This is a genomic window from Providencia sp. PROV268, assembly GCF_028477805.1.
Lineage (GTDB): Bacteria > Pseudomonadota > Gammaproteobacteria > Enterobacterales > Enterobacteriaceae > Providencia > Providencia stuartii.
This window is the reverse complement of sequence record NZ_JAMPLW010000020.1, coordinates 40,357-53,039: the sequence shown is the minus strand read 5'-3', so window position 1 is coordinate 53,039 and position 12,683 is coordinate 40,357. Positions and strand designations below refer to the sequence as shown.

The window sequence follows — 12,683 nt, the reverse complement described above, 5'->3', positions numbered from 1 at the left end:
AGCATCATTCAATATTGAAGAAGCACTCATAGACATGTTGTAAATGGTTATGCATGCATTTGGCGGCTTCTTTAGGGTTTCTATCCAAAATTGCATTCACAATTAATTGATGGTCTTCATTCATGGTTTTGGGTAAATCAATATCCGCATAGTGTGACTCCATGCGAATAAAGCGTGTTGATTGTCGCATATCCCATAAGTGTTCCATCATGCTGTGTAATACTTCGTTGCCTGTCATTTCACTGATTAACAAATGGAAGCGTTTATCCTCGCGCAAAAAGTTTTCATCATTATCTTTTTGTTTGATGAGATCTTTCATAATCTCTTGTAATTCAGCACATTGTTCATCAGTTGCATTGCGGGCAGCAAGTTCTGCAATCATGGTTTCGAAAGATTGCCTCGCCTTCAATAAATCGCGTAAGCTAAATTCTGTTTCATCTTTTTCTGTTGCTGTACTGACCGCCTCTTTTTTGGGCTCAAACTGCGGTAACGGATTTGCCACATAGACCCCATTACCAACCCGAATTTCAATCCAACCCGTCATTTCCAGTGCAATAAAAGCTTCTCGGATGGATGATCGGCTGACTTCCATCTGTTTTGCCAGTTCTCGTTCAGAAGGCAACGGCTCTCCTGCGTTGAAATCGCCACGTTTTATACACTCAATAATAAGGTTTGAGATCTGGCGGTATAATCGTTCAACTTTCAGTGGGGCTAATGCCATGTTAATTCCTCGGTATGCTCATCCATATCGGCACATATCATACGCTTTAATCCTGATTGACTGCTAATCTGAATCACAAAAAAACAGATCTGTGAGCCATATCAAGTTAATTTTTTCTCAATTCAATAACTATAATACCGGCCTGACCACCTGACAATCAAGCCATCAGTCATTCAGGTCACATGACAACTATAATTACTTTTTGAGGATGTAACTATGCAGAGTTCAGCATCTGACATAACACCCGATAATATTGCAAAAACCGCCAGGATTAAGAAAATTCAACGGATCTCGTTACTGCTGCTGTTTCTAGCTGGGATCATTAACTTTCTTGACCGAGGCTCTCTTTCGGTCGCTAACGAAGCTATCCGAGCTGATTTAGGGCTTTCAGCAACTCAATTTGGTGTTTTGTTATCCGCTTTTTCATTATCTTACGGTATCTCACAGCTTCCTTCTGGTTTACTACTCGATAGGTTTGGCCCACGTATTGTGTTAGGAGCAGGATTAATTTTCTGGTCAACGATGCAAGGTATGGCAGGGTTGATCCAAAACTTCTGGCAATTTATTGCGCTGCGTATCGGCCTTGGGGTCGGCGAAGCTCCCTTTATGCCAAGTGGCGTTAAAGTGGTGAATGATTGGTTTAATGCCAAAGAGCGCGGCATTCCCATGGGGATATTCAACTCCTCGACCACAATTGGGCAGGCGTTTGCGCCACCTATCCTTGTGGCTCTCATGTTAGCGTTTGGCTGGCGAATGATGTTTATCATCATTGGTGTGGCTGGAATTTTAATCGGGGTGTGTTGGTATGCTTACTACCGTAACCGTGAATCATTAAAGCTCTCTGAAGAGGATTTGAAATATCTCAACTCAGGTCGTGAGGAGCAGCCAAAACAGAAAGTGACATTGAAAGAGTGGGGTGCTCTGTTTAAGAAACGTACAGTTTGGGGCATGATTTTGGGCTTCAGTGGCGTGAACTATACCGGCTGGTTATACCTTGCATGGTTACCAGGCTATTTACAGGCCGAACGTGGGTTGAGCTTGGCCAATACGGGGTGGGTCGCCGCTATTCCATTTTTATTCGGTTCGCTAGGGATGCTGGTCAATGGCATGGTGGCAGACCGACTGGCGAAAAAAGGTTATTCATTGATGAATAGCCGGAAAATCCTTATCTGCTTAGGGCTGATTTGCTCAGCGGCTTGCACTTTATTGGTCGTGCAATCGACATCTACCGCGATGGCAGTTGCTTTTATCAGCTTGGCGCTATTCTTTGTGCATTTTGCGGGCACTTCTTGCTGGGGACTCGTGCAAGTGGTGACACCAAGCAAAATGGTCGCTTCCGTAAGCAGTATTCAGAACTTTGGTAGCTTTGTTTTCGCATCATTCGCACCGATTGTTACAGGTTGGGTATTAGATACAACCGGTTCATTTAACTGGGCGCTCATTGTTTGCTCAATGGTGACCTTCGCGGGTGCATTAGCTTACTTCTTCATCGTTAAAACTCCGATTGAAGAAACTGTTACACAGTAATTTTTAGGGCACTTGTCTGTGCCCACATATTGAGGTGAGTAATATGGAACAAACATGGCGCTGGTATGGTCCTAACGACCCTGTTTCTTTGAGTGATATTCGCCAAGCAGGGGCGACAGGGGTGGTAACGGCTTTGCACCACATCCCAAATGGGCAAGTATGGACTATCGAAGAGATAGAAAAACGCAAGGCGGAAATCGAAGCTAAAGGCCTTGTCTGGTCAGTGGTAGAAAGTATTCCTGTTCATGAAGAGATCAAAACACATCGTGGTGATTATGAACAGCATATCGCTAATTACCAGCAATCGATTCGTAACCTCGCTGCATGCGGTATTGATACGGTGTGTTACAACTTTATGCCCGTACTGGATTGGACACGAACTGATTTGGAATACGAATTACCTGATGGTTCGAAGGCATTACGTTTTGATCAGATAGCATTTGCCGCTTTCGAACTGTATTTGTTACAGCGCGAGGGGGCTGAGCAAGATTACACGGCTGAAGAGCTTATTCAAGCCAAAGCTTATTATGAAGCAATGAGCCAAGCCGATAAGGATAAATTGGTTGGTAATATTATTGCGGGCCTGCCGGGAGCAGAAGAAGGCTATACCCTTGAACAATTCAAAGCACATTTACAAACTTATGCAGGCATTGATAAGGCTAAGTTGCGTGAGAATATGGCCTATTTTTTACGAGCCATTATCCCCGTAGCAGAAGAGGTTGGCGTGAAAATGGCCGTTCATCCTGACGATCCACCGCGGCCTATTTTAGGTTTACCGCGGATTGTTTCAACGATTGAAGATATGCAATGGCTAAAAGAGACGGTGGATAGCCTTCACAACGGTTTCACTATGTGTACAGGCTCTTACGGCGTGAGAAGCGATAATGATTTAGTCAAAATGATTGAGCAATTTGGTGATCGTATTCATTTTACACACTTGCGCTCGACGTGCCGTGAAGATAATCCAAAAACGTTCCATGAAGCAGCGCATTTAGGGGGCGATGTGGATATGTTTGCCGTGGTTAAAGCAATTTTGGCGGAAGAAGATCGTCGCCAAAAAGTCGGTAATATGCGCCGCATACCAATGCGTCCTGATCATGGGCATCAAATGTTGGATGATCTGCAAAAGAAAACAAATCCAGGTTATTCTGCGATTGGGCGTTTAAAAGGATTAGCGGAAGTTCGTGGTGTTGAATTGGCGATTAAACGAGTCTTTTTCCCTGATTTAAAATAATTCTGAGTACTAAGTGAGTTGGGCCTATCTAGGCCCAACTGGGTAATAAAGAGATTAAATTAGCCCTTCTTCCTGTAATGCGAGATGAAAGTGTTGCACTTCTTCCGGAGTGGCTTGAATTCTTTTTAATGATAAATCCAATATATAAGGAATGTTTTTTTGCGGTTCACAAACGGCTAAAGCATATTTTTTGCCATTTTCTTCGAAGACTATAGGGGATGTTTTTTTATTGCCTGAATAGCCAGTCGATATTTTTTTACCATCTAAATTGAATTTATAAGAAACCATCAATAGGCGGTTAGAATTAACAACTTTGGCAGGAACAGCGATAAGTTTTAGTGGCATTTTGCCGCTAGATAATAATACTTTTCTGATCTTATTGTTCGCTATGTAGCGGTAAATAATAAATACAAGGCTAAAAATTAATAATGCGATGATAATAATTGTAGTTACAAAGCGGAGCATCACATTTTCGACAGCCACATCAACCGTTAAGCGTGATAGATCATTGGCATCGGCGATTGGTTGCACGGCAACATTTCGTGAAGTTCCTAGGAAACCAAAGCTATGTGAAACAGTGTGGCCGCGGTATGTCACCTTAACATTACAATGGGTAATAACCATCAGACTTGATCTACAAGAGCCATTTATATTGGCATTAACAGGAACCGCATTTTGACCAATTTTATAGTCATACGCGATACCAGGTAATTGAAAAGCAACAAAAACGGTTAAACCGATAAGAACGAGAACAAGAAAAATTAAGCGTATTATGCCACCATCCCCTTTTAGTGGGGTTAACTGTAAGTCTCTTGTAGGAAATGCTTTTATTAATTTTTCAGGTAATTGAATATTATCTTGCATAGTAGTAGTGCTCATTGGAAATTAGAGGTATGAATTATAATAATTAAAAAAAACTGATAATAGGATTACTACCAAAATAGTATTTTTGTGAGTACAAAAGTGATTGCAGATAGGATGAAATAATTTAGTGGCTAGATAAACAAGGGTATTCAATATCTGGTATCAGTTACACTACACATATTTAGCATAGCCGAAAGATAAATAAAAAATAGATTTAAAATAGGGTTAACATAATACAAGAATAAAAAGAGAGCCACATATACGAAACTCTCTTTTTAAGAGTAAAGATGATAGCATCTTAAATTAGCTTATTTGTTTTTTAATCGCGCCTGACGCTAAGCTCCCTTTGTGGAAACTGGCTTGCCTTGGCGAAATTCGGGCGACCGCCTCTGCGGAGCAGGATGCATCGACGAGTACAAAGCTGGCATCATCCCCAACTAATGGCCACACTTGTTTGCCTTTGTCATCTAATGGCAACTTATTACCGGTGGCAATTGCCAGTGAACGTGATAGGGATAGTTCATCGGGGCGGGTATAGAGCTGGGCATATAAATTCGCTTTTTCTAACATATCACCGAGGCCAAATGGCGACCAATGATCAATCACGCTATCGGTTCCAGACATCACAAAGACACCGTTTTCATTGAGTGTTTTTAGTGGCATATGTAAGGTGCCAATAGGCACTGTGGTGGCGATAGTTATGTGTTGTTCGGCGAGTCGGTGTGCAGTTTCTTGTGCCTGCTCAGGTGTCAGTGTTGCAAGAGCAAAAGCATGGCTAATAGTCACTTTACCACGAAGAGTGCGGTTTTTATCGACGGTATCAATCATATAGTCGATAGCTGCGCGACCAGCTGGGCTTGTTTCATGCAAATGAATATCGACCCCTTTATTATAATCTAGCGCTATCTGGAACATGGTATCGAGCGATTTTTCCATTGCGCCATCAACGTTCGTGGGATCAAGTCCACCCACATAGTGCGCCCCTGCCTGCATTGCCTCTCGCATTAATGGCTCTGCTTTGGATAACAATAACCCATGTTGAGGAAAGGCAACAATTTCACAAGTTAGGTCTTGCTGGTGCTGATCAAGAACTTGAGTGAGCGCTTCAAGGTTCTTAAGACCGGAAACGGGTTCAATATTACAATGACTGCGGGCTATCGTTGATCCTTTGGATTGGATCAGTTTGATAAGCGCATGTGCGCGCTCTTGAGTATACGGCTGTAATTCCGGCAACAACTTTTGCTCAAGCGCTATCATATCAAGGATAGTTTTACCTTCTCGTGATTCGGGAGCTTGCCAAGGTCCACCATAAAAGGTTTTATCCAAGTGAATGTGCATATCACGAAAAGCAGGTAGCATGAGTTTACCATCTGCACTATAGGCTGCTAATTGCTTATCAATATGCTGTTTATTCGCGAGAAGTGCTGCAATTTTTCCATTTTTAATTTCAAGGGTGTGTAGGGCCGTTTTGGTGCCAATCACGCTCGCATCACGGTAACGAAAGCCTGTTTCCAGTAACACATCATCAAGATAGTAGTGATCATCTTTAATGGTGGTCGTGCTATTTAATGAGGTGGGGCCATTATCTGCGGCAGCAATACCGGATATCGCTCCAAATAGCGTGCAGGTGGCTGCCAGTTTTGCACTCGTTGAAAGAAACTCTCTTCTGTTGGATGGCATAAAAACTCCTTAATGAGAGGGTTGCAAGTTACTCGGCGTAACCTGCAATCGTGTGGGGCTAACCTTGAACAATGTGCGTGCCAGTTTCACCGCGTAAGGCTTGTGGCAATCTCTCAGGCGTTGTAATGATCACGCGTTTGCCACCATTGGCGAGAAATGACAGGCTAGCTTCAATTTTGGGTAACATACTTCCCGCTGGAAAATGCCCTTCACGCATATATTGCAGCATCTCCGTTGTTGTCGCCTCCCCAAGCGCTTGTTGCTCAGGTTTGCCAAAGTGAATACACACTTTCTCTACGCCAGTGGTGATAATCAAAATATCGGCTTTTAACTCTTTTGCTAGCAATGTGGTTGATAAATCTTTATCAATGACGGCGTCGACACTCTGGAAACCGCCATTCGTATTTTTAATAACAGGGATCCCCCCGCCACCAGCCGCAATAACAACATAGTTATTTTCACTGAGCGTCTGAATAGCCGCTGATTCGATAACACTCTTAGGCGCCGGTGAGGCGACGACACGGCGGTAACCTCGGCCAGAATCTTCAACAAAATGCCAGTCGGGATTGGCTTTTTTTAACTTCTCAGCTTGTTCTAGGCTGAAAAATGCGCCGATAGGCTTGGTCGGTGAGTGGAAATTAGGATCATTTTTATCGACTTCAACTTGAGTCACAATGGTCACCGCTTGGCGGTGATGGCGTTTTGCCAAGGCGTTTGTCAGGGCTTGCTGGATCAAATAGCCAATACCACCTTGTGTATCGGCGACACAGTTTGCTAATGGTGTGAGTGGTAGCCCTTCAACGGTGTGAGCGATTTCGGCACGGCGTAAATCTAATCCCACTTGAGGGCCATTACCGTGAGTCAGAACAATATTGTAATTACCCTCAAGCATATCACAGACATGGGAAGCGACCTCTTGTACCGCTTTTTCTTGAGCTTCAATCGATTGGCCGTTGTTATCTTTGATAATACTGTTGCCCCCGATGGCAACAACCACGAGTTCTTTCATTGTTATTGTATCCTGATACAGAGTCTATAAGTCGATGTGCTCAGCACATCGACGATCGGAGGTTAATGGCATTACACTGATTTGCTGATTTTCTCAGCGGTTTCAGGTTGTTGCGCTTCTATTGATTTCCCTTTATCTAAGAAGTATTTCATCACAAATAAGCCCGACATCATGAGGTAAGCGTATACAAACATCAAGGCGGGTCCTTGTGCTATCCCTACCATCGGTGAGTGGATAATACCGAAGAATACCAGTAGCGCGCCTACGGCGGCTGTTATAGCCCCACGTAGTGGCTGATTGAGAATGGCAAAGATAGCGATACAGCCCCATAACATACTGGCTAATGGCGCACCATTCCCGAGATGGACTAAACCTTGGTAGTAAACACCTTTACTGAGTAAGACATCTGTGCCGATTTGTGCCGCAGAAGTTCCCGCCGCCCCCATCATGCTGTTCATCATGGTCAGTGCCCAGTTGGCAATCCAAGGGAACAGACAGATAAAGATGACAGGCACTTCCACTTTCGGTGTCTCTCGCACCACTTGGTTAGCAGTGACAACACCTATAAACACTAGGATAGGCACAATAGCCGTCATCGGAATTATGGCTAACATAAAAGCGCCTAGACCGAACAACGGTACGATGAACATGGTAATACCAGAGGCGAGTGTATAGCCGATACTGGCTCCCATAGCTTTCCAACCTGCATGACCCACATAGACAGTGACAGGGAATGGGTTACCCATAAAACAGCCTACAGTAGAGGATAATCCATTAGCTAACATTACTTTACGGGTATTGTATTCATCGCCAGCGGCATGGGCGCTTTCAATATTTTCAAGGTCGAAAATATAGTTTGCTAAGCCTAATGGTACGGCTGAAGCCAAGTAGGGTAAGGCATGTGGTAACCCCTGTAAGAAGCTATCAATATGAATACCGGGCGGGTTAAAGCCAAATGAGGCAACGGAGGCTTTAATGGCTTCAGGACTTTGTAAGCCAGAGACCCACGCCAGCACAGTTCCTGCAATAAGCAGTAATAACCCCGTTGGAATACGCGCAAAGATAGGTTTTTTACCAAACCAGTTGATAAAAATGAGCAGTAATACGATAAATGAAACGGTAGGCGCTTCAAAAGCCTGTAACATCGGGTTCATTGCCAGTAATAGCAAACCTAGCCCAGAGAGACAGGAGAGCAATACGGTGCGAGGGATCATTTTACGGATAGTTTCGCCGAGGAATGAGCCACCGACAAGGATCATCGATTCTACAAAACACCAAACCAGTGCGATTTGAATCGCAAACTCGGCATTTTGAGTCGTTTGGTAAACAGGCATGATGACCAAAAAGGTCACGGTAAAGATAGAGGGAGCGCTTGGGCCGGAAGGCAGTGCAGTGACATCATCGCGCCCAGTCTGTTTGGCGAGTTGCTGACCAAAATAGGCATAGCTGATACTCGCTAGCAATACGGCAAAACCAAATGCAGGTGCAATACGTCCATAAACAAGATCTTTAGGGATGCCGACGACAAAGATCAGTAATCCCATCATAGTGAGCAGGTTGGTTAAGTTATTGGTCATCAGCCCGAAGTAGGCCGCCCAGTCACCACGTTTCCACTTTAGTTTCGTTACACTCATGGAATGTATCCTTCAAAGAAGAGACTGCGGGGGCAGTCATGATTAAAAACCCTATTGCTCAGGTGAATCACAGCGCATTATTATTAATTGCCCAACCGAAGTTGGGCTTATTATCGGCGACTAGGCGTATTTTTCGGCATAAGCCAACATAGCTTTTTCAAAGCAGTCGAACGGGGGATGCACAATACCAGCCCCGATCATACCGATACCTGCGTCTTTGTGGGCGATGGCCGTATTGATGACCGGAAGGATACCGCTGGCGGCAACCTTGGTAATATCAATGGCTGTGGGGATCCCCATAAAACCTAACAGCGGGATCGTGACGTTAGGGTTTTCACCTAATGTGATCTCTCGCATTTGACGTGAGAAATCGATGGCCTCTTCAACGGTTCCTCCGACCAAAGCGACAATGGCAGGAGCGGTTGCCATGGCGAATCCGCCAATGCCATAAGTCTCGGTAATGGCGGAATCACCGATATCAAGGCCTGAATCTTCGGGTTTATAGCCAGCAAACATCGGGCCGATAACTTGCTGTGAAGGGCCTGTAAACCATTGACCCGGTAGCCCACTGATACGTAATCCGAATTCATAACCATTACGCGCCATGGTGGTAACGACGGTGCTGTATTCGATACCATGAGCCGCATCCATCGCCGCTTTACACATCGCCATCCATGTAGGGCCAGAGAAGTAATCGCTGCTTGCGACAAAATCAAAAACGTCTTTTTGTTGAGCAACTGAGAAATCCGTTTGGATGATATAAGGGGTCAGTGCTTGGATAAGCAGCGTGGTGCCTGCGTTATTACGGTTATGGCACTCATCCCCCATATGCAGTGCTTGAGCCAACATCAGACGCAAGTCGATTTCGCCGGCCAGCTTCATAGCATCACGTAGCATTGGGCCTAAAACATCACGCATCCAGTTCAAGCGGTCAATCACACTTTGGTCGTTGGCTCCCATGCGTAAAATTTTTGCCATTTGCTCACTGAGGTTGGTAAATGCGCGGTTACCATAGGTTTTGTTTTCGACAATGTGCATAAACATTGAGGCAGAGGTCACACCCGCCATAGAGCCAACACAGTCGTGTTCATGACAAGGGGAAAAAATAATCTCGCCAGAAGCGGCTACGCGTTCGGCATCTACTAAATCTTTTGCTAGCCCTTCAAATACCAGTGCGCCAGTCACTGCACCTTTCATTGCGCCACACATGTCTTTCCATTCAACAGGCGGTCCAGCATGTAAGATGGTGTTTTTAGTCATCCCCGGTACGACGTTAATGGCTTGATCATAGCCAACAAGTACAGGTTGTGACTGAATAATGCGTTCTAAGGCCTGCGCATTGGCAGCGGCAATTTTCTCTTGTAATGCGCTATTACTTTCAATTTTATCTAATGCGTTGATCACGGCAATATTGCCTTGCCCGGGTGGCGTCCAATCTAAGTGCGTGACGGGAACATGCTGCTTTTTAAGGTCATCACTGAACATTTCGATGCCCACGTTAATCACATTTAATGGCTGTTTAAATAATGAAGTCATTACGCATTCTCCCCTTTCCAGACAAATTCGCGGGCTAACAAACCGGTGTTGGTGCTACTACTTGCCCAAATCACACCTGCATCGGTGAGCATTTTCACTTGGGCATCCATGGATGGAGTGTCTTGGTCAGTACCGAGAACATAACCAAGGATTTCCAGCTCTCGACCCTCTTGTTTGGCAATCTCTTTTGCTGCTTTGATGGCATCGATCATCACGCCAACAGGATCTTCATGGGAGCCGTATCCCAGCACAAAATCCATAACGATAACGCCGACTTCTGGGTCACGAGCCTCTTGCAGTAGTCGTTCGATACGGTTGGTCGGATCAATCATTGGATGGGGTTTACCATTGGTGAAGTCATCATCACCAAAATCTAAGAAGGTGTGTGCGATGCTCTGGTTAAGATCGCTTAAGCGATATTCAGGGTTTGGCTGGATATTACTGTAGACATCATCATATTTTTCTAAAGCGGCAAACATCGCTTCATCACATAAGGTGCCACCACAAAATAGACCGCGAATGTATTTTTGCTTTGGTGATAGTTTGGCTCTGACTTCTTCAATGAGAGGCCAATTGAGTGAGTGTAAATTCAGTTGTTCTTTTTTGATACCGGTGAGTAAAACCGCTTTCAATGCTGCCTCTTTGGTGCTTTTAGCAAAGCTTAAGCCAGGCTTATCGTCGGGGATTGGCTGATTACCGAGGAAACAGACCACCACAGGTTTATGGCATTTTTCGGCTTGTGCTAAAACTTTTTTAGCGACGGTGGCGGCTGGTGGCTTAGAAATTAACACAATGACGTGAGTTTCTTCATCAGCATCAAGCATTTTTAGGGCATCAATCATCATGATCCCGCCGATCTTTTCACTCAGATCGCGTCCTCCCGTTCCGATCAGTTGTGAAACGCCCGCGCCAAACTCATGAATACGTACACTCAGTTCTTGGCTGCCTGTACCGGAGGCGCCAACAATACCGATATTGCCGCGACGAACGTTATTCCCAAAACATAAAGCCGCGCCATTGATTATTGCGGTTCCACAGTCTGGCCCCATCATCAATAATCCTTTACGGCTAGCAAGCTGTTTTAAGGCTAGCTCATCATCAATAGAGACATTATCAGAGAACAGCATGACATTAAGGTCATTTTCAAGAGCAATACGGGCTTCACGAGCAGCAAACTGACCATTAACCGAAATGACCGCTAAGTTGCTTTCTGGAATATGGCTATGCGCCGAATGGAGAGTGGCATATTTGGCTTCGTGTTGTGACCCACCTTGGTTTTTCTTATTAAATAGCGCTTCAATGGCAACAAGCGTCGCCTCATTCGCTTCATCGCTGGCGCCTTTAATGACAATCATTAAATCGCCATTTTTTGCCGCTTCTAATTCTGGTGTTAATAACCCTAAATTTTTCAGCACGCCTTTATTCATCTCTGTTGCCATTGCCACAAATGCCTGCTCAACATTGTCGAGTTGATTGGCTTTAGTGGAGATAGACATCAGTGATACGGAATCAAAATACGTATTCTTTTTGATGACAACTTTAGTCGACATACTTTTCTCCAAAGTAGAGGGTCAGGTACAGTGCATCACGAATGCCTAATAACATGTCGCTGCCTGAGCTTGACCCGATATCTAAAATCTTTTGCAACTGCGAATAAGGCTTGGCGTCATTTGTATTTGCAGTCGCTAATATGTGTAGTAGTTGCAGCAAATTTTCTCGATAGTGACGGTTTACTGCTTTTTCTAAGGTAATGGCACTGACTTTAGTGGTTGCCTCTTTAGCATGGCGAATACCCTGTTCAAAAAACGGATGCAGACATTGAGCTGGATGATGTTTAAGTAATAAAAACGCCATTAATCCAACCAAATAATCATCCCCAGATGGGGTCAAACCAATACCTAGGCCAATAAACTGCCTAACCATTTCAGGCAATTTTTGATGGTCTTTTTTCTTTAATAAATTAATCAGTTCAATGCGTAATGAATTTAATTTTTTTGCTGCGGTTAAATAAAATAAATTATCTCCATGATAATGAAATAAAGAGTGTCCTTCTCTGTTTAGCAAAACATCGATTACGCTTATTTGTGTATTTAAAAAGGATAAATAGGTTTTTTTATTGATGTTTTCTGGGATAAAACACACATTATTGGGCTGCCATGGATGGCAAAAGGAAAACGATATAAAATAATATTTACCCAAATACAGTGTTTTATTACAGAAATAAATATATTCTCCTTCTTTTAAATTTAATTTAGATAAGTCATTATTCAATAATCGACAACTGTTAGGGGCATTATCTAATTCAGCACTGAGTAAAGTAAAAAGCGTATTATTAATAGAGATATTAATTGCTTTACGAAAAACTTGCTCTATTTGTCCTGAAAATGTAGGCTGATCGAATAAATTTAAAAATGTCGCATCAGCCGAAAGCCCAAACAGTTGTTGCCTTTGAGTCTTGGTCTTGTTCACAAGCCTCCT

10 protein-coding genes are annotated in these 12,683 nt (G+C 43.9%); 2 read left to right on the top strand and 8 right to left on the bottom strand.

The genetic code is table 11. The features are described 5' to 3' along the window. Window positions 1-4 precede the first annotated feature (4 nt). Entirely contained in the window at window positions 5-721 is a 717-nt protein-coding gene (locus tag PR699_RS15195; protein ID WP_004926269.1) for a FadR/GntR family transcriptional regulator, read from the bottom strand. A gap of 216 nt (window positions 722-937) precedes the next feature. On the opposite strand from PR699_RS15195, the gene PR699_RS15190 reads away from it, so the two are divergent. Together PR699_RS15190 and uxuA are read left to right on the top strand one after the other, a co-directional pair. Further along, the gene (locus PR699_RS15190; RefSeq protein ID WP_004926270.1) at window positions 938-2,248 is read left to right on the top strand and encodes an MFS transporter; all 1,311 of its coding nucleotides are present in this window, start codon (window positions 938-940) and stop codon (window positions 2,246-2,248) included. A 43-nt stretch (window positions 2,249-2,291) separates the two neighbouring features. Continuing rightward, window positions 2,292-3,482, top strand: a complete 1,191-nt coding sequence (uxuA, locus tag PR699_RS15185) for a mannonate dehydratase (protein ID WP_004926272.1) — start codon at window positions 2,292-2,294, stop codon at window positions 3,480-3,482. Window positions 3,483-3,536: 54 nt separating this feature from the next. On the opposite strand, the gene PR699_RS15180 is transcribed toward uxuA, so the two are convergent. The 7 genes from PR699_RS15180 to PR699_RS15150 all read right to left on the bottom strand — a co-directional run bounded on the left by PR699_RS15180 (window position 3,537) and on the right by PR699_RS15150 (window position 12,674). Next, on the bottom strand, window positions 3,537-4,346 hold the full coding sequence (locus PR699_RS15180; RefSeq protein ID WP_231136195.1) for a hypothetical protein: 810 nt from the start codon (window positions 4,344-4,346) through the stop codon (window positions 3,537-3,539). A 303-nt stretch (window positions 4,347-4,649) separates the two neighbouring features. Then, window positions 4,650-6,026 (bottom strand): amidohydrolase family protein, encoded by a 1,377-nt coding sequence (locus tag PR699_RS15175; RefSeq protein WP_014657076.1) that lies wholly within the window; start codon window positions 6,024-6,026, stop codon window positions 4,650-4,652. A 58-nt stretch (window positions 6,027-6,084) separates the two neighbouring features. Next, window positions 6,085-7,035: a carbamate kinase family protein gene (locus PR699_RS15170; protein WP_014657075.1), complete on the bottom strand. Its 951-nt coding sequence runs from the start codon at window positions 7,033-7,035 to the stop codon at window positions 6,085-6,087. Window positions 7,036-7,106: 71 nt separating this feature from the next. Continuing rightward, window positions 7,107-8,669 carry a hypothetical protein gene (locus tag PR699_RS15165; protein ID WP_004926277.1) on the bottom strand — a complete coding sequence of 521 codons (1,563 nt, stop codon included), beginning with the start codon at window positions 8,667-8,669 and terminating at the stop codon, window positions 7,107-7,109. Between the two features lie 120 nt (window positions 8,670-8,789). After that, entirely contained in the window at window positions 8,790-10,205 is a 1,416-nt protein-coding gene (locus PR699_RS15160) for a DUF1116 domain-containing protein (protein WP_014657074.1), read from the bottom strand. Beyond that, entirely contained in the window at window positions 10,205-11,755 is a 1,551-nt protein-coding gene (fdrA, locus tag PR699_RS15155) for an acyl-CoA synthetase FdrA (RefSeq protein WP_004926280.1), read from the bottom strand. The genes PR699_RS15160 and fdrA overlap by 1 nt, the downstream gene beginning before the upstream one ends. Beyond that, window positions 11,745-12,674, bottom strand: a complete 930-nt coding sequence (locus PR699_RS15150) for a DUF2877 domain-containing protein (RefSeq protein WP_040132655.1) — start codon at window positions 12,672-12,674, stop codon at window positions 11,745-11,747. The genes fdrA and PR699_RS15150 overlap by 11 nt, the downstream gene beginning before the upstream one ends. Window positions 12,675-12,683: the final 9 nt, after the last annotated feature.

Excerpts from the sequence above, each read along its gene's own strand:
- PR699_RS15195 (WP_004926269.1), bottom strand. The coding sequence starts at position 721 with ATGGCATTAGCCCCACTGAAAGTTGAACGATTATACCGCCAGATCTCA.
- PR699_RS15190 (WP_004926270.1), top strand. The coding sequence starts at position 938 with ATGCAGAGTTCAGCATCTGACATAACACCCGATAATATTGCAAAAACC.
- uxuA (WP_004926272.1), top strand. The coding sequence starts at position 2,292 with ATGGAACAAACATGGCGCTGGTATGGTCCTAACGACCCTGTTTCTTTG.
- PR699_RS15180 (WP_231136195.1), bottom strand. The coding sequence starts at position 4,346 with ATGCAAGATAATATTCAATTACCTGAAAAATTAATAAAAGCATTTCCT.
- PR699_RS15175 (WP_014657076.1), bottom strand. The coding sequence starts at position 6,026 with ATGCCATCCAACAGAAGAGAGTTTCTTTCAACGAGTGCAAAACTGGCA.
- PR699_RS15170 (WP_014657075.1), bottom strand. The coding sequence starts at position 7,035 with ATGAAAGAACTCGTGGTTGTTGCCATCGGGGGCAACAGTATTATCAAA.
- PR699_RS15165 (WP_004926277.1), bottom strand. The coding sequence starts at position 8,669 with ATGAGTGTAACGAAACTAAAGTGGAAACGTGGTGACTGGGCGGCCTAC.
- PR699_RS15160 (WP_014657074.1), bottom strand. The coding sequence starts at position 10,205 with ATGACTTCATTATTTAAACAGCCATTAAATGTGATTAACGTGGGCATC.
- fdrA (WP_004926280.1), bottom strand. The coding sequence starts at position 11,755 with ATGTCGACTAAAGTTGTCATCAAAAAGAATACGTATTTTGATTCCGTA.